At 63.0% G+C, this 17,267-nt stretch carries 13 protein-coding genes; 1 reads left to right on the forward strand and 12 read right to left on the reverse strand.

Features of this window, described 5'->3' with window-relative positions; all coding sequences use genetic code 11:
- Positions 1-72 precede the first annotated feature (72 nt).
- The 8 genes from TQ38_RS25570 to TQ38_RS25605 all read right to left on the reverse strand — a co-directional run bounded on the left by TQ38_RS25570 (position 73) and on the right by TQ38_RS25605 (position 10,563).
- Positions 73-801 (reverse strand): molecular chaperone, encoded by a 729-nt coding sequence (locus TQ38_RS25570; protein WP_043978075.1) that lies wholly within the window; start codon positions 799-801, stop codon positions 73-75.
- A complete protein-coding gene (locus TQ38_RS25575) occupies positions 798-3,326 on the reverse strand; it encodes a TcfC E-set like domain-containing protein (RefSeq protein ID WP_043978077.1) in 2,529 nt (842 codons plus the stop codon). Before TQ38_RS25575 ends, TQ38_RS25570 begins: the two co-directional genes overlap by 4 nt.
- Before the next feature lie 8 nt (positions 3,327-3,334).
- Positions 3,335-3,832, reverse strand: coding sequence for a hypothetical protein (locus TQ38_RS25580; protein ID WP_043978079.1), 498 nt, complete (start codon positions 3,830-3,832; stop codon positions 3,335-3,337).
- A gap of 100 nt (positions 3,833-3,932) precedes the next feature.
- Complete coding sequence (locus TQ38_RS25585) at positions 3,933-4,499, reverse strand: hypothetical protein (protein WP_162792388.1); 567 nt, start codon at positions 4,497-4,499, stop codon at positions 3,933-3,935.
- A gap of 227 nt (positions 4,500-4,726) precedes the next feature.
- The gene (locus TQ38_RS25590) at positions 4,727-5,698 is read right to left on the reverse strand and encodes a VacJ family lipoprotein (protein WP_043978084.1); all 972 of its coding nucleotides are present in this window, start codon (positions 5,696-5,698) and stop codon (positions 4,727-4,729) included.
- Positions 5,699-6,204: 506 nt separating this feature from the next.
- Positions 6,205-8,481: a CHASE2 domain-containing protein gene (locus TQ38_RS25595; RefSeq protein ID WP_043978086.1), complete on the reverse strand. Its 2,277-nt coding sequence runs from the start codon at positions 8,479-8,481 to the stop codon at positions 6,205-6,207.
- A complete protein-coding gene (locus TQ38_RS25600; RefSeq protein ID WP_240198102.1) occupies positions 8,478-9,809 on the reverse strand; it encodes a FecR domain-containing protein in 1,332 nt (443 codons plus the stop codon). Before TQ38_RS25600 ends, TQ38_RS25595 begins: the two co-directional genes overlap by 4 nt.
- 10 nt (positions 9,810-9,819) lie before the next feature.
- On the reverse strand, positions 9,820-10,563 hold the full coding sequence (locus TQ38_RS25605; RefSeq protein ID WP_370059815.1) for a response regulator transcription factor: 744 nt from the start codon (positions 10,561-10,563) through the stop codon (positions 9,820-9,822).
- Positions 10,564-10,868: 305 nt separating this feature from the next.
- Between TQ38_RS25605 and TQ38_RS25610 the strand changes: the two genes are divergently transcribed.
- Positions 10,869-11,690 (forward strand): GGDEF domain-containing protein, encoded by an 822-nt coding sequence (locus TQ38_RS25610; protein WP_162792389.1) that lies wholly within the window; start codon positions 10,869-10,871, stop codon positions 11,688-11,690.
- Positions 11,691-11,698: 8 nt separating this feature from the next.
- Here the strand turns inward: TQ38_RS25610 and TQ38_RS25615 are convergent, their stop codons facing one another.
- The 4 genes from TQ38_RS25615 to TQ38_RS25630 form a co-directional block, all read right to left on the reverse strand.
- The gene (locus tag TQ38_RS25615) at positions 11,699-13,255 is read right to left on the reverse strand and encodes a CehA/McbA family metallohydrolase (RefSeq protein WP_082057852.1); all 1,557 of its coding nucleotides are present in this window, start codon (positions 13,253-13,255) and stop codon (positions 11,699-11,701) included.
- Between the two features lie 16 nt (positions 13,256-13,271).
- Positions 13,272-14,354, reverse strand: coding sequence for a Ca2+-dependent phosphoinositide-specific phospholipase C (locus TQ38_RS25620; RefSeq protein ID WP_240198103.1), 1,083 nt, complete (start codon positions 14,352-14,354; stop codon positions 13,272-13,274).
- On the reverse strand, positions 14,354-14,764 hold the full coding sequence (locus tag TQ38_RS25625) for a hypothetical protein (protein ID WP_162792390.1): 411 nt from the start codon (positions 14,762-14,764) through the stop codon (positions 14,354-14,356). Before TQ38_RS25625 ends, TQ38_RS25620 begins: the two co-directional genes overlap by 1 nt.
- 63 nt (positions 14,765-14,827) lie before the next feature.
- On the reverse strand, positions 14,828-17,263 hold the full coding sequence (locus TQ38_RS25630) for a TonB-dependent receptor (RefSeq protein WP_043978096.1): 2,436 nt from the start codon (positions 17,261-17,263) through the stop codon (positions 14,828-14,830).
- Between the last annotated feature and the right edge of the window lie 4 nt (positions 17,264-17,267).

Consider the following 17,267-nt stretch of genomic DNA (forward strand, 5'->3'; position numbering starts at 1 on the left):
ATGCATTGCAGACCAGTTCGACATTCGATGTGGCTTTCGGTGGCCTCAGCCTTCGGGGTACTCGCGCGGCGTTCAAAAGCTCTCTTTCGATGACAGTTTGCCCTGCTGGACCCTGTATTCCACCAGCGGCGCATGCTTGATCGGGACAGTCCAGTCGGCGCCGGAGTACAGCCTCATGGGCGGCAAAGGCAGGCAGTTCCTGCGGCCTTCATCGCATTGCCGGCCATCCGACATTTCCACGCTGGCATTGGAGCCATTGTGGAAGGTAATCGTACCCGCGCTGCGGGTTGCCACGACTTTCCCGGTAGTAGCCGCCGGCCGCGCGATGACCAGAACGTCGTAACCGACAAAGACCTTGAGGGAGGTCTGTTCAGCCTCGACAGTGCCAGCCACCGGCTTGATCGCAAGGCGGAAAACGCGTTCGTTGCTGCCGCGAGGCGCGATCAGGGCCACGCGTATCAGCTTTCGCTCTCCCGCTTCCAGCACCAGTTTTTGCGGTGTGACCAGCAGGCCCGTTACCGTTGGATCGGACGAATCGATGCGCTTTTCCCGAGGAGTTCCGGGTGCCTGGATCAGCGCAGGTTCGGCCACCACATATTGACGCTCGCTACCGTCGTTGATCACCTCGATATCATCGCGCGGAGGGGTATCCGGGGCGAGGTCCACGATGACCTTGCTTAGCGCGATGCCCGCCTGTGCCGGCACTGCGGCAAGAAGGCCAAGCATGCCGGCAAAGGCGATTGGGATCGCCGCCGCGCGGACCGGAAACCAAGTGATCGGGATAAACGCAGGCCTGTTCATTGGCTAACCTTCTGCTGCGGGGATGGAGAAGTAAGAGCAAGATTAGAAGGCGCCGCCGCTGCCGGGCGGCAAAGTTGATCGCCGATCGAGGCATAGCCGCTGGCCGGCTTTATAGTATCCAGGGAGGCCTTGCAGACCAGACCGCTGCGGGTGCGCACCGTCAGCGTGGCGTTCTGCCCTGTCTGGATGAGGAAATGCCCCTGCTCGTCGCTCTGCGCCAGATCGCCGCCTGCCGTGATCTCGGCATGGACGAGGGCGCCGCCGTCGGGCCCTATCAGACGGCCGAAAACGGCCACTACCGGGCGGGAGCGCCAATCGAGCCAGACGACATTGCCGGGATAAAGGCTTACCTGCCGGGCCTTTGCGTCGTAATCGGTCAGCATCTGGCCCTTGCCGCGAATGCGGATGGCATAGGCACGGTAGGATGGGAGGGTAAGCGTGAGGTCCTTGCCGTCTCTGGACGTGCCCATCGGCCGGTTGTCGACCAACACTTCGAAGGCGGCATCGGGTTCGTCGCTATCGACGTGGATCACTACCATCGCATCGCCGTTGCCGCCGCTGTTGAGGCGCACGCCCCCTTGCCCCACCACCACCGCCGTGTTCAGCGAGGCGCTGAATTGAGTGGCTCCCTCGCCGAAGGGCTGCACAAAGTTCAGGTTGCCGTCGCCAATCACACTGTGCGCCTGAACCTGCCCCTGCGCATAGGTGGTGCCGTTCGACCGTTCCACGCCGCCATCGGCCTGAACCTGTGCGCCCAGCACATCGTCGAGTCGGCGCGAGGCATTGAAGCCGGCTTGAACGCCCCCGCCAAAGCCCCTGTCCCTCGATCCGAACTGGTTGCCGCCCGTTGCAATGTAGGTGGTTCGCGGGCGGGTGATCCTCAGGTTCAGTCCGGCGTAGCCTTGCCGCCCGGTGCGGGTCGCGGTGTAGGTCCCGTTGAAATCGAGGGCCACGTCGCGCCAGCGCAGCAGCGGCATATAAAGCGCCGGCCCAAGGGAATAGTCGCGGCTGTCCACCTGCCGCCGATAGGTCCCCACCAGCGCCAGCCTCCCTTGTCCGAGGCGGTAACCGACCGCACCGTTGAACTGAGTATAAGCGCCGGAATAGAGGCTGTATTCCACGCTTCCGGCGGTCGGTAGCACAACCGTCGTGGTAGCCAGCAGAGGACCGCCGCCCGGGTTCGAGATGCTGCGCGCATCCAGATCGATGGAAAGCGGCGAGGTGCCGTTGCGCGCAAGGTGTCCGAAAAAGCCCAGACCTCCCCGGTTCGAGACGTTTACCGAAGTGTCCAACTGCCAGTCACCGTGCAACATTGTTGCACCTGCAGACAGCCATTGCCGGCGATCCGTGCCCATCGCGCCCAGATTGACGCTAAGGCCGGCATTCATACGCCGCGCCCAGCCCGCCTGGAACAGCGGCGTACGGCTGATGTCGCCGATCAGTCCTTCGTTGCTGCGCACCAGCGCCCCGGCATAGAACAGGAATGCATCGTGCCCCATCATGGGCAAGGTGCTGCTGCGAGAAAAGAAACGCTGTTCCTCGCGCATTCCGCCCGATGCAGATGTGATCCGCAAGGTCACCGTATACGACCCCTCGGGCAAGGCCGAGGTATCCAGCGCCTGGTTTCCCGCGTCGTAGACAAGCGACGACATGATGTTACCGTTCACCATGATATCCACCCGCGCGCGCTGTTCGAGAAACAGTATCAGCGGACTGCCCATCAACTGGTCTCGGTCGAGCCTGGTGCTGAACTGGCTGGATAGTCCCAGGCCCACCATCTTGAGGCGATCGAGCAAGGTGTTGCCCGGTATCCAGAAAGCCCCGGCGGTATAGCGCAGGCCGGGCCGGTCGAGTTCGCCGGCAAATGTGTCGGTCTGGAAACCGGATGAACTCGCCTGCTGGAAGTTTGCACGAATGCGGCCCGTGCCGATGCCGAGAACCGCGTTGTCCTGGAGGTAGTACTGGGTGGACTGGCCCTGCCCTCCCGTAACCGTGCCCGACAGGAAGTTGACCAGTGCGGGGGTATCGGACGGAGGCGGCAGGTTCTGCAGCCTCACTGCGGCCTTCACCGTCAGGAAACGCGGATCGACAAGGATATCCACGCGGTAATGCGCGGCGTCATATACGATGGCGACTACGTCGAACGACGGCTTCGGGCAGGAGATTCCGCTCTCGACCGGGCAGATCGCCTCGGGATGTGGATCCAGGTTGGGTGCGCCAAGCGCCGCCGTCAGCCTGGGACGGTCGCTGATGTCGGGCAGGCTGTCGACCAGACTGCGGGCATCCATGAAACGAAAACGGCCTGGCTCGACGACGGCCATCGCCTCGCCCACGCGGACCCCGCCGGTGTAGACATCGAGAACCACCTGCTGCGGCCCGGTCAGGTCCTCGAAGCCGGCGGGCGGGGTGAAGGTCATGGCAACCTTCGGCCGGGTTATCGGCGCATTGCCTGCATGCGCGGCGCCTGCCATCGTTGCCGCCATTACGATGGCCCCGGAAATGGCGAAAAAGTGTGCCTGCGCCATGCCGCCTGTCAGTTCGGCGACACCATAAGCGACAGGGTTCCGGTGTAATTGCCCGCCAGAGCAACGCTCAGGTTGGTGGCTGGCAGGGTTACGATGAGGCTGGCGCTGCTGGCGAGGAGGCTGCTCAAAGAACAAAGCAGGTTAAGCGGGTTAGGCGTGAACCTCGAACCCTGGCCGGCGATCAATTGCGTGCCCGCGGTTTGCGATCCCGTCGAAGCCCATTGGACGGTATAGGGCAATTGAGCGGCGCTGTTGCCGGCGATGCCGATGGTGAAGGCACCGCTGTTCCCCGATCCGGTGGCCCTTATCGTGTAGTTCGTCACGCCGCTGTAAACGCACAGCGTCTGCGAAGCCGTCCGGTTCGTCGCGAACGAGGCGATGGTGCCGAACGAGACATCGGTTAGCGAGGCGATCTGCACGTTCTGCGCCCATGCCCCGCTGCCCGGCGTGACCAGACCGGATAGTGCAAGAGTGCAGCCTGCCGTAAAGCGGATCCACCATGCCATTTTCAATGGTCCTTTCCCTGGATCGGACCCGCCACCTGTTTTCGTTCCCTTCGCAAGCCGCACTGGGCGAGGTGCGTGAGCTTGGCGGGTCTCGGCGCGCTTACTGCGGCGTCACGAGCAGGGTCAGGACTCCAGTATATGCGGCGTTGGCCACCATCGTGCTCTGATTGGCGCCGGTGATACCCACGAAAAGCTTGGCGGTAGGGCTCGCACCCGCCACGCAAAGCGGCGTGATGGCCGTGCTGGTGAACGCAGCAGAGGCAGTGGTGGTCGCAAGCGCCGTACCTGCCGTGGCCGTCGACGAATTCGCCCAGGCTACCGAGTAGGGAACAGGCGAATGGCCGGTGCTGGCAAGCGTAAACGCACTGGAAGCACCATCGCCGGTAGCCCGGATCGTGTAGCTTCTGGTAGCGGTATTGCTCCACACACAGACGTTTTCGGTCAACTGAGCGTCGGTTGTGCCATCGAGCGTGTTGAACGTCAGATCACTCAGGTTGGATATCTGAACAAGGCCGTTGATGGTGGCGTTAATAGTGACCGTGCCAGTCGATGTAGCTCCGATAGTTCCCTGAGTAGCAGCATGAGCGGATACAACAGGAAGAACAGAACTGAGCATGGCGATGACCATGACTGAGGAACGCACGCGATTTTTCGCAATGAAAAGCATAACCGTCAACCTTTACAAGGTCGTCGCACCAGGCCGGCATTCTCCGATGAGTTCGACCTGCGACAAATGACGATTACGATGTTTCCCCTAACGAGTCATTACGACTTCACCAAAGGCTGCATTTATTGGATGTCAAAGCGGATGTATTTTACAACCGATACAGTTCTATTGTTGAATTGGAATTGGCAGGAGTGACCAGTTCAACGCTTGCTTGAGTATGGACACCCTTATTTCGGTGCCTGTTCAACCGAAGGGGTGTGTTCAGGCGTGACAAGCGTATCGCTTTCGTTGGTTCCGGCAGTGGGAATGCCCCGGCCATAGACCGGAACCACGTCAGGCGTCATGCGTCCGTGAAGCGCATCGATCTCGGCCTTACGCTGCTTCAGATACAGCTCGCGGTAGGTAGCATAAGGGTTGTCCTCTTCACGAATGCGGCTGACCTCGCTATCGAAAGCGGCTCGCTCGCCCAGCTGGCTCAGGATCGTTGCCGGGATCACCACTGCTGGCTTGGTGAAAGGCTTGCCCACCACTGCGGGCACCAGCAACTTGTCGACGGAATCTCCGATAACATCGCGCAGAGTGGTCGGGCCGATGATCGGCAGGTACATGTAAGGCCCCGGCCCTACACCATAGTACCCCATCACATTGGCGAGGCCATTGGGGCGATAGGGCAGGCCGAACGGCTTGCGCTTTGCCATATCGACAAAGCCGGCCGCGCCGATGGTCGTATTGATCGCGAACCGCCCCGCCGTCTCGAACGCCTTGCCCGGCTTGAACTGCAGGAGATAGGCGGCAAAGACCACCGGCTCGTTCAGGTTCGAGAAGAAGTTGCGCAGGCCCTGCCTGACCGGGCTGGGAAGTCCTTTGTTGTAAGCCTGCGCCACCGGCTTCAACACCGCATTGTCGACCGCCTGTACGGTCTTGAATGACTGCACATTGATCCGTTCGAGCGGATCGCCCGGCGGCGGCGGTTGGCGGCGCATGACGATAATGTCGTCACCTTGTGCCGCATCAGCGTCATCGCCTGCGATTGCACTTGGTGCCTGCGGCGACGGGGGCAGTGGCGCAGACGCCGGCGTTTCGGGTGAAGCGCTCGGTTCCGCCTGCGCCGCGACCACGGGATCGATGGTGACGAGAGGCTCCGCAACCGGGGCGGCAGAACTCATCATCAACACGGCAGCAGTGGCCGTCAGGCTCATTCGATCGTCCTTGCGAAGCGGTCGCACGGACACGCTCAATTCGTTTATACAGCGCCATCGGCGCAGCTATCTTGCCGCATAAAATGCGCAAGCTCGCGGGCTAGGCCCGATTGACCTGTCCGTCAATTGCATGTGCCGCCGCACATTCGCACTAGATCGGCAGCGTGAACCGGGTCGAGGTTCTCCGCACCCATGGTGCCGGCATCTACTCCGGTTGATTTGACATTGCTTTACAAGGTGCTGCGCCAATGATGTGGCATGGCGGGTCGAGTTCGTTTAGAAAGCTCTGTCATGTTCATCACAACCGAGATCGCGCATGTACCGTCCGAGCCGCTCCCGGCAGAGGCACCGGACGAACCGCAGATAAGAAGGCTCGTCTGGATTCTAGCGCTCAATGGCGCCCTCTGGTGTGTCGTGCTGGCTGCCTGCTGGATATTCATGCACAGCTGAAAGATGGCCTGCCCAGGCGGCCGGCCGGCATCCATCCTCGTGAGAGGTGCCGCAGTTCACGATACCTGCGCCCTGATCCGTTCGCACTCCGTAGTGCCTGGCAGGCTGAACGTGAACGTAGTACCCCGGCCGGGTTCGCTCTCGCATTCGATCTCACCATGGTGCCGCAAGACTACAGTGTGAACGAAGCTGAGGCCCAGGCCCGCCCCGCTCGTTTTCGGACCAAGTCCTACGGGGCCGCGGCGAAAACGCTCGAAGATCGTCATCCGCAGGTCCGCGTCCATTCCGGGGCCCTGATCGGTGATCGCGCAGTGCGCCCAGCTCGTTCCATCGCGGCGCGTTTCGCCGTGCAGCGCACATGTGATCGTCGTGCCTTGCGGACTGTACTTGATCGCATTGCCGATCACGTTGCCCAGAGCGCGGGTCAACAGCGAGCGTTCGCCCATCACCAGCAGCGGTTCATCGCCGCGCGTCACGATGTCGATGGATTTTGCTTTCGACTGCGGCCACAAATCGTCGATCGCGTCCATCAACATGTCGCCCAATTCGACTTCCTCCAGCGCATACTCGAGGTTCTCGGCTCGCGCGAGCTGGACGAATTCGTCCGCTAGTCGCAGCGTGCTCTCGGCATAGTGGCGAATCGCCACTGAGTCCTGAGCAGATATCCGGTCGGGAGAAGCGGTTTCCAGCACAGCAAGGATAGACGCCTGAGGCGAGCGCATGTCATGAGTGAGAAGCTGTACGAAATCATCACGTTGGCGCTGCGCGGACTTCGCTTCGCTGATGTCGACAAACCGGATCACCCATCCAACGCGGGCGCCTTCGGTCGATGTCTGCGCAGCCATGCCGATAAGGAAAAACCGGGCCTGTTCGACCTGAACCTCGCACATCGCCGAACCTTCGCCGCTGGGAGGGAAAGGAACGGCATCGCCGCTGCCGGTCTGACGAAAACGTTGCAACAGTGCCGCCGCGCTTGCGGTGCCGTCAATCGGTCCGCCGATCGAGGCGAACAGAGTGTGTGCGGCGGCATTGGCCATGACGATGCGGCCCTGCAGGTCCAGCACCAGCGTCGCATCCGGTAACTGGTCGAGCCTGTCGGTCAGAAAATGGCGCATCTCGCGGTCGCGGGTGATGGCCGCACGCAGGAGGCGGATGGTGTAGGCGACTCCCCGCTCCCGGCGGGACGGTTCAGCCTGCGGAACCAGCGAGGGTTCGTGATCGAGTCGCTCCAACTGGGCACGCATGAACTGTTCGATCACCGCCAATTGCCGCCAGCCCCACAAAGGATAGGCGATGGCAAGCCCGGTCAGGGCCGCGCCGGGCGGAAGCCACAGCCGCCATAACATCAGTGCAGCCACGCAGGAACCGAGGACGAAGGCCGCGCACAGGGCGAAGTTGGCCAGCGCGGGAAGACGCCTTACCGGACCCAGCAAGACCATCAAGGCCCATAGCGGCAAGAGCGCAAGTGCCAGACAGGGCCATAGGCCTGCCGGGCGTATCATTGCGCCGTCCCGCATCCCCTGAAGCAGGTAAGCCTCGATTTCCAGGCCCGACATCACGCTGCCTGTCGGAGTGGGGTAGCGGCTCCCCAAACCCGAAGCCGTCGCACCGACCAGGATGATCTTGTCCTGAAGCAGCTCAGGCGGGACTTCGCCGGCCAGCACCGAAGCGGCGGAAACTTCCGGCCAGCGCCCCTGCCCGCCGCTGAACGGGATCAGCCGCGCCCGTGCATCGGTGACTTCGCGGCCAGCGGCAAACCCTGCCACCAGCCCCATCAGGTGGTGCCATTGTCCCTGCGCCCCCGCCATGGTTGTGGCAGACCGCACGACACCGTCCGCGTCGGGATCGATGGTGGCGTATCCCACCCCGGCCGCCGCCGCGCGAACGGGGTCGATCGGCATGAGCGCAGCGGCTGCGGAGCCCTCCTTCGCGGTTACTGCCGGCAGCATCGGGAAGAAAATCGGGCTACCCGCTGCGGACTGACCCAGCAGCCGGTCGTCATTGGGATCACCCGCTTCGGTGAACAGGACATCGTAGGCTATCGCCTTGGGCCGGCCAGCGCTCAACCGGTCGATAAGCGCAGCATGCGTGGCCCGGCTCCAGGGCCAGCGCCCAAGCCGCCGAATACTTTCATCGTCGATCTCGACCAGCAGGACGGGCTTGGACGTTGGGGGCGATGACGCCGAAAAGCTGGCCTGAAGCAGATGGTCGTAGATGAGATTGTCGATGCGCATCATCGTGCGGTCCATCGTCATCCCCGCCACCAGCAGGCTGGTGACGATGGCGATCAGCCACCACTGCGTCCGCAGCTTCAGCCCGCGGCGCAGGATCACCAACCGCTCTCAACTCTCAAATCGCTGTAATCCGACCATTGGGATACAGTCTGTGCGCCGATGATCTGGCTGGTCATGATGCGCCAGCGGTAGCTGCCGGGCGGCAGGTCGATCACGATCAGGTCATTGCCGGAAAGCGGCCCCTGCTCGATCATGGGCTTGGCCTCCTTGCCCGCCTTCGCAAGCTGAAAGCGGAACTGCGGATTGGCGGCACCATGGGCCTGCCACCAGAACCGGAACTGCCGGGAGTAGCCGGCAGGCGTGACCTCAAGCCCCATCTCGATGCGGTCCAGCCGCCGTTCGAACCGGGTGATGCCGGGTTTGCCTTCTAGATCGTTCCCGTCGATGGCGGTCGCGCGAACGAAGTATGTGCCATCGGGCAAGGACCCGAAATGCGCTTCGGGTGCGGCCGTCAGCGTCTCATCCAGTACCGAGAGAAACGCAGCATCCGCGCCGATCTGCACGCGGTATGCCTTGGCGCCCGGCACCGGCTGCAAGGCGAAACGAATGTCGTCGCCGCTCTGCACACCATCCGCCCCTGCAAGCTGAGGCGCATCGAGCAGGGCCACTGGTGCGGGCAGTTCGCTGGTCGTGCCGAAGCCCGCCGGCAAAGTCTGCGCATCGTGTGCCTCTGCGGCAAAGCCTACCTTGCCTTCAAGCACCTCGCTGGTGGCCTGTCCGCCTTTGGTGTCGTAACTCATGCGGAACCGGGTTCCGCGCACGGACGTGATGGCGCCGGGCGTGGCAAAACGAAAATCGCTGAGCGGATCGGTCATCGGCGTTACCGTGGCGCTGGCGCGGCCACGTTCGATTTCGAATAGTCGCTCCAAGTGGTTGCCCAGCACCGCACGGCGCAGACGCTGGACACGCACCGCCGATTGCGACGGCAGGGCAATGCTGGAATCGTCCGGCAGCTTGAGCGTGACGAAGGACTTTTGCCCCGTCTCGATCAAGGTTCCCTCGCTTACGCCCATGCCCACGGTTGCGGGCCGGCCGCCGATCCGCACCGCGCCGCTGTAACTGTGCACGGCCCCGCGAACAGGCTCATGCTTCAACAGTTCGCGCGGGAAAAGAAGGATCATTCCAATCGGCAGGCGCAGAGGGTCCGCCACCCGGTTCAGGCGCTGTACGATGCGATAATCTTCCGGCCGGATGAGGTAGAGCGTGGCCAGCCTGAAAAGGTTGTCACCGCGTTGGACCTGATACCTTACCGTCTCGCCGGAAGCCTTGCCGGAAGACTGCCTCGCCGGGTTCTGCACAGCCCGGGTTTCAGCGATTGCGGCAGGCCCCGAAATTGTCGCCAGCAGGATCAGCGCTCCTGCGGCCAATGCGCGATTTCTAAGAGGTGAGTGTTTCAAGACGATATCCATAGGCATAAATAGGGACCAGCTTGAACCCGTTGTCTGGGCGAATATTCAGCTTGGTTCTGACGTTGGAGATGTGAACGTCCAGCGTTCTGGTCGGCAGGTCCGGGTTGCGGCCCCATACAGCTTCGAAGATGTACGCGCGTGACAAGGCGCGATGCAGGTTGCGGAACAGCAGCAGCGCCAGGGCAAATTCCTTCGCGGTAAGCGCGATAAGCTCGCCGCCGCATTCGATGGTTTCGGCGCGCGTGTCGAACCGGTAAGACCCGAATACTTCCATGCCCAGCAACGCTGCCGGATAGGCACGGCGCGCCAGTGCGTTCACGCGCGCCTTGAGAACGGAGGGCGCAACCGGTTTGATGACATAATCATCCGCGCCGGCGGAAAGCCCCTCGACGATGTCCTCTTCGGCGGAGCGGCTGGTCAGCATCAGCGCAGGCGGCGCCAGGTCGAGGTTCGCCTTCACCCATTCGAGAATGCCAATTCCTGAAATACCGGGCACGTTCCAGTCGAGTATAAGGACATCGTAAGTCTCCCTGTGCAGTGCACGGGTAAGCAGATGGCCTTCGCCGAACACCTCACAAAAATGTCCCGCTTCGGTAAGCGTCATTTCCACCAGGCCCGCCAGGGCCAAATCGTCCTCGAGTATCGCTATCCGCACGCGCCGTCCTTCTTCGCCCGCATGCAGGCTCACTTGTTCAATAGCAGGGCGTGCCATGATTGCGAGGTCCGGCAACACGCCTTTGCAATGTTTTACAGGACGCCCCGGTACGGGACGGTCGGCCCGAATTAACATTCCTTTACATGACATTGAGCGGCGGCGGTGCATACGGACCGGCAAAACCATAATCACCGGAAAGTCCTGATTAAGATGCAATTAGCCGCCATCGGTGCCGGTGCCCCTGCGGGCCGGGCGGCTTGTTCTTGAACCAGTCTGCTGAACATGACGGCGGGCTCATGGAACGTCTGTTCACTTCCCCCTCGATGCCCATGTGCATCCTCGACCGTAGCCAGCGGATCACGATGGCCAGCCGGGCGATGTCCGCGATATTCATGCAGGATTCTATTTCCGGCAGCATGGCGAGTGACCTGATTGCCGGCGCAGAGACGGTGATCCAGGAATATTTCGATCTTGCCACGCGTGGGCGGCCACTGCCGGATCGTCATTTCTCCGCAAATGGCCGACATTATCAGGTGACCTTCCACGCCGCAGCGGACCGAAACGGCGACGTTTCCGAAATTCTGCTGATAGTGATGGACGTGACCCGGCGCGCGCAGGTCGAGCACCTGCTGCGAGAATCACGCCGCCGCCTGATTGCCACGGCCCGGCGCGATCACCTGACGGGCCTGCTCAACCGGCGCGGTCTGGATAGCGTGCTTCACCGCGAACTGCGTCGGTCCAGACGGGCAGGCAAATCGCTGTCCCTGATCGCGATCGATATCGACTGGTTCAAGGACTACAACGACAGCCTGGGCCACCCTCAGGGGGATGCATGCCTGTATTCCGTCGCGCAAACCCTCATCGGATGCCTGCGACGAGCTGGCGACGAAGCGTGCCGATATGGAGGGGAGGAGTTCGTCCTCGTGCTTCCAGACGCTGACATCGGCGGCGCTGCCACAGTCGCCGCGAATTGCCAACGGGCCATTGATGAACTTGACATCGCGCATCCGGGCAGCCCGTTCGGCCGTGTGACGATGAGCTTCGGGATCGCCGAGGCCGCTCACGGCGCCGGGGAAGCCTCAGTTGCGCTCGATGCCGTATCTCTCCTCGCTCAAGCCGACAGCGCTTTGTACCGGGCCAAGCGCAATGGCCGTAACCGCATCGAATTTGCCCAAGGCGGCTGAACGCCGGCTCATTTTACGTAGATCGGGTTGCCGATCAGAACGCGCCGCCCGCCTTCGGCGCGAACGTCCGCGCGAATCCAGTGGACCGCAGCTCGGCCAGGGAGCGTGACGGTGACGGTCTCGTCGGCCGAAGCAAGGCGGCCGCCCTGGGGCAGTTTATCCAGAGGCTGGCCGTCGACGATAAGATCAACCTTGTGCTGCGCCATGCCCTTCACGTGAACTGCGACCTTGATGGGGCCGCGCTTCGTGCGCTGCAGGGTGCCTCCCATAACCACTGCGGGTTGGCCGGGAAGGTTCGCCGCAATATCCAGCATACGATCGGGGTGGGAGCCCTCGGTATCGATTAAGACCCGGCCCGAACGCACGCCTGCAAGGATAGCTGCCTGGGAAAGGTCGCTGGCGTAGACGACCGTGGCCGGGGTGCCGACCGGGGCCTGCGCGCCTACTGGTGAGGTTTTCGCATTTCCGTCGATCGCGTCATGGTTGTCGCTGCCGCCGATCGCGGTCAGGTGGAAGCCCTTGTCGAGCAGCGCTTCCCACCACGCTGTGCCCGATCCCTTGCCGTCATCGAAGGCACCGCCGTGTTCCGCCGCGCGGCCGCCGTTGGCGACTTCGATCGCGTTGACCTTGGAAAAGTCCGTGCCGGGCGCGGACCACCCGCAGCCTATGCAGTTCTCGTCAGTGGGGATTGCCGGGTGGTTTATCGAGATGAGGGCGCCGGTGCCGCGCGCCTGGTCGAACATCGTGTTGATATCGGTGACGGGCGGCATGCCCACACGGAACTCGGCGAAATCGGCAAGGCCGATGAAGTTTGAATGACCGAACTGCGTCGTCATCTCGCGGCCCGGAATGACCAGCAGGCCATCGAACCAGGGGGCCAGTTCGTTCAGTTCACTTATGTGGGAGGTGACGTTGTGGTCTGTTACCGAAACGAAATCGAGGTGGTTGTCCGCTGCCGCCTTGAGCGTGAAGTATACCGGGCACGGCACAGGCTTGGCGCCGCTTCGGGTCATGCACTGGCCGTCGCTGTGGCCGGTGTGGGTGTGAAAATCGCCGCGATACCAGCCTGCGCCCTGTTTTACCGCGCCTAAGGTGATCTCCTGCGCTGCCGCGCCGCGATCGAAGTGGACCTTCACCGTGTAAGGCGCAGTCATTCCGGGACGGATGCTGGCGACGGCGATGCTCAGCTTCCACGTGCCGGGGACCAGCGGGCCCTGCTGGTAGGAGGGCGTGGCAAAGCCTTCCGCCACGACGAAGCTGGGCTTGCCAAGGCCGCCCCAGCCGCGCGAACGCTCAGGATCGTAGAGGCCCAGGACGAGGTAGACGCCCTTGCCCCGCCCTTCCCAGTCGACGTCGACGCTCATTTTGGTGACTCCAGCGGGAACCTCGAACGGCAGTTCCAGATAGCGACCCGCGTCCTTGTCGGAGAAGGTTCCGCTCATGACGACCTCGTCACTGGCGAGCGCCGCCGCCGGGGCCGCTTTCGCCGTGATCGGCATCGAGGTCATCCAGAATAGCGCCGCGAAGGAGGCGGCGCCCAGCGCGATGGTCAGGATCTTGGGCATGGGCGTTCTCTTCTCGTCAGTTCCGGGGCGGACAAGTGGCGGTAAGCGGATCGCAGCGGCGCAGTTTGCCCGCGATGGACTGGCGAAAGCCCAGCCCAAGCGGATCGGGCACGCCGTCGTAGTAGTCGGTGGAAATGAACTGCGCGCCTGAGGCCAGCGCCGCGCCGAGCCGGGTGTGATCCTTCGCGCGGGCCTCATGGGTGTCGGCGTCGGCGCGGGTGCGCACCAGGAAGCCCAGCTTGACGAGGCGGCGGATGCGTTGTTCTTCGGCGCCGCGCGGGTCCTGGATGTTGAACACCGCCGCTTCGGGTTCGCCCTCGTCGTAGAAACCGAACATCATTCGTCCGCGCAGGGAAGGATTGCCTTCGCGGTAGATCGCTTCGTGACGTTCATTCCCGTCCAGCACGAAAAGGAAGCGGCCCTTAACATCCTTGATACGCGGCCATGCATGAGCCAGCACCGCTTCACGAAGGCTGGCATGCTTGCCGCGTACGTCGTCGGGAACAATCAGGCGGTCTGCGCCCATGATCTCGCGGATATCTGCATCGAGCGCATCCAGTGCGGCGGCGTCGAACTTCGCGTCATACGCCCAGAAACCGGCGATCGGCGGGAAGTCGCTGGCGTTCACCAGCACCGTTACCGGCGCATGGCCGGGGTGCCCGTCCGACCACTGGCGCAGCCGCCTCAGGCACACCCGAAAGGTCAGGCAGTGGCTTTCGGTCTCAATTTGCGGGAAATGCAGAACTTTCGCGCCGGGCGCCATCATCGCCTTGCGGATCGGCTCCGACGAAAGATGATAGGGCGCCGCATAAAGCCCCCCGGTAGGGTCCGCCGCGACGTCGAGTTCGATCTGCCGGATGCCCAGCGCCAGCTGCGCCTCCAGCGGAGGGTGACCATAGGCCAGTTCCTCTGCATGATCGGCCGCCAGCGTTTCGATGCGGGTCTGCGCAGCGGGCGACGGCAGCGGCCGGTAGCTGTTGTGCGATCCGATCTGTTGCACCTGATCCAGCCGCAGGGTGCTGTCCGCGCCCTCTTCCCCGGCAAGGGCGGGACCCGCCATGCCGAGGAGGAGCAGACCGGGAACCCAAAGACCCTTCATCACCATTCGAACGAACCGGTCAGCTTGAAGAAGCGTCCGGTCTCCACATAGGAGCCGTTGCCGCCGCCGTCCTGCGTGCCCAGATAGCGGGTGCTCTTGCCGATGGTCTTGTAGAAGCTTTCCTTGTTGAGGATGTTCTGGACCTGCCCGGAAAGCGACCACTTGCCGAAGCGGTAGGTGGTGTTGAAGTTCAGCTGGCGATTGGGCTGGAGGTAGGTATCCAGCTGGTCGTTCAGGCTGAGCAGCTGGCGGCCGACATATTGCCACGCCAGTCGGGCCGAGAACGCCGGGCGTTCGTAGAACAGCTCTGCGTTGTAGATAAGGCCCGGCGCGCGCGGCAGCTGCGTCTTGCTGCGTCCTGCAAGGCCGCTGTCCGCCTTGCTATCCTGCAAAGTGAGCGAGCCTTCCACGCCGAAGCCGCCAAGGAAGCTACCCAGCTCGAAGAACTGCTTGCGAGCGTGGAATTCGACGCCTTAGAGGTCCGCGCCGTTGCCGTTGAGCGGCATCGTATAGGTTACCCCGTCTTCGGCCACTTCGCCCGAGCCTGCAGCCGGCGAACTGCCGGTGGCGCTGGCGGTGAAGACGAAGTTGGTGAGGTGCTTGTAGAATCCTGCCGCCTCGATCACCGCGCTATGATCGGGATACCACTCGATCCCGGCGTCGAGGTTGGTCGCCTCGGTCGGCTTGAGATTGGGGTTGGAGCGGTTGACGAAGGCCAGGTCGCCGGTGAGGTCGTTGTAGCTGTAGGTCTCAGGCCCGGCGATCAGCGCGAAGGCGGGGCGCGCGAAGCTGCGACGGGCAGCGGCGCGCACGACAAGACGTTCGTTGGGGCGCCAGGCAAGGTTGAGGTTCAGCAGGAACTGGTCGTAGGTATTGCCGTCCCTGGTGAAGCGGCCGGTGTCGTCGGCGGAAGCGCCGCCGCTGTCGGTCACGACGACCCAGTGCCGCGCGCTGAAATCGGTATGTTCGTAGCGCACGCCGGCCACCACTTGGACTGGGCCCAGCTCGGCCTCGGCCTGCACATAGCCTGCCAGCACCGTCTCGGTGCCGTAGACGGTGTTCCGGTTGTAATCGTTGACGGTGTAGTACCCCGGATTGGGGGTGCCGTCCGACGTGAACTGGTCGGTATAGGCATAAGGCAGGATCGCGTTTTCGAAGTAGGCGCGGTCATAGATGCGGAAATTGGCGTAGTTACCGCCCATGAAGTTTAGATTGCGCCCAGCGAGCGAGGCGGCGGTGGGGCCCTGCGCGGCGGTGGAATCCGGCCGGCTGCCGTCGGCGTTCTCGATCACGAAGTTGTCGCCGTTGTTGCCCAGAAGGCCCCGGTCGTACTGGAAGCGCTTCGAACGGTTGAGGTCGACGCCCCACTTCATATGCTTGACGAGGCCGTCCGCCGCGTAATCCATGTCGAGCTTGAAGGCGTAGCGCCTGTCGTTCGACTTCACGTCGCGCGCCTGGAATTTCCATACGTTGATGGAATCGGCGCTGAGGATCGCATCCTTGTAGGCCGGATCGGCGAAGGTAAGGCCGATGTTCGTAGGGTTCGAAGTGTCGATCGTCACGCCGCCAATCGGGGCGCCGGTACTGTCCACGATCAGGCCGAGATTGCTGTACATGCTGCCCTCGACATAGTTCGGGCGGCGCTGCTCGCTATAGCCGTAGGATGCGCGGGCGGAGACGGTCAGCTTGTCGGTCATTTCATAATCGGCGCCGGCCTGGATCGTCCCCAACTGCGAAACCTGGTCTCGCGCCTGGAAGTAACTGCCCGCCAGCGTGCCGTAAGGCGTGTAGTTGCCGGCGGTGTCGTAATAAGGCGCGGCCCCGATCTGCTGCAGAATGCCCGAAGTGACGCTATGCTGGGTATCGATCGAGGACACCTGATAATGGCCGTATGATCCGCGCAGGAAGGCGTTGACCTTGTCACCCTTGAAATCGAGCGAGAAGTTGCCGCCGTAGCGTTCGATATCGCTGTCGTAGAGGTCGTACTTGGCGCCCATCGCGGTCAGGTCATCGGCGGCTGCCGTCGCCGTCCGGCCGATGTACTGATAGGCCTCGGTGCTTTCGGCGGCGGATTTGCGGCGCTCGTAATAGGCGGTCGCGTAGACGCCGATGTTGTCATTGCTGCCGAAGGTGCGCCCGATCTCTACCTGACCGACGCCGCCGAACGCGCCGAAGCCCAGCTTGTCCGCACGGTCGTTGTAATTCACGCCGCCGGTGGCCTTGAAATACGACGGACCGTACTGGAAACCGGTGGGGGTGGAGATGTCTACCGTGCCGCCGATGGAATCGCCGTAGTCCGCCGCTGTCGGCGTCTTGGAAACGCTGGCCGAGCGCAGGCCGTAAGGCGCGATCATCTTGAGCGAGAGCGCGCGGGTGGCCGGATCGCCCTGGGCCACGCGCATGCCGTTGATGGTATAGGCGTTATAGCTGGAATCCACGCCGCGAATGGAGACGAATTCCGCCTCGCCGGTCGCCGCCTGGCCCAGGCCCATGTCGGCATAGGCCGAGACGCCTGGCAGCACGGCGAGAATGTCGACGACGTTGCCGCCGGGGCGCCGCGCGATCGTTTCGCCGGACATGACTGCGTTGGTGCCGATCTGGCGGCGCTTCCATTCGAGGGCCTTTTCCTCCTCGGGCGGGACGGTGCCGGTGACGACGATGTCTTCGCCCGCATCATCCTCGGCCGAAGCGAACTGTAGTGCGCCGCCCGGCTGCACGTCGGCGGCGTTCGTCAGGCCACCATGCTCCGGTCCTGCAGTGCCGAGAACGACCGTCTTGCCGTCATCGCTCTTCACCTGCAGGCCAGAACCCTGGATCAGGCGCGACAGCGCGGCACGGCGCGTCATCGTACCGCGAAGCGCCGCGGCCTGGCGCTGGGCGATGGGCGAACGGGGGAAGAATATCTGCACCCCG

The sequence above is a fragment of the Novosphingobium sp. P6W genome, assembly GCF_000876675.2.
Lineage (GTDB): Bacteria > Pseudomonadota > Alphaproteobacteria > Sphingomonadales > Sphingomonadaceae > Novosphingobium.

Bases quoted from the DNA above. Each gene is read 5' to 3' on its own strand.
- TQ38_RS25605 (WP_370059815.1), bottom strand. From the start codon at position 10,563: ATGGCACGCCCTGCTATTGAACAAGTGAGCCTGCATGCGGGCGAAGAA.
- TQ38_RS25620 (WP_240198103.1), bottom strand. From the start codon at position 14,354: ATGAAGGGTCTTTGGGTTCCCGGTCTGCTCCTCCTCGGCATGGCGGGT.
- TQ38_RS25610 (WP_162792389.1), top strand. From the start codon at position 10,869: ATGGCCAGCCGGGCGATGTCCGCGATATTCATGCAGGATTCTATTTCC.
- TQ38_RS25575 (WP_043978077.1), bottom strand. From the start codon at position 3,326: ATGGCGCAGGCACACTTTTTCGCCATTTCCGGGGCCATCGTAATGGCG.
- TQ38_RS25590 (WP_043978084.1), bottom strand. From the start codon at position 5,698: ATGAGCCTGACGGCCACTGCTGCCGTGTTGATGATGAGTTCTGCCGCC.
- TQ38_RS25570 (WP_043978075.1), bottom strand. From the start codon at position 801: ATGAACAGGCCTGCGTTTATCCCGATCACTTGGTTTCCGGTCCGCGCG.
- TQ38_RS25580 (WP_043978079.1), bottom strand. From the start codon at position 3,832: ATGGCATGGTGGATCCGCTTTACGGCAGGCTGCACTCTTGCACTATCC.
- TQ38_RS25615 (WP_082057852.1), bottom strand. From the start codon at position 13,255: ATGCCCAAGATCCTGACCATCGCGCTGGGCGCCGCCTCCTTCGCGGCG.
- TQ38_RS25585 (WP_162792388.1), bottom strand. From the start codon at position 4,499: ATGCTTTTCATTGCGAAAAATCGCGTGCGTTCCTCAGTCATGGTCATC.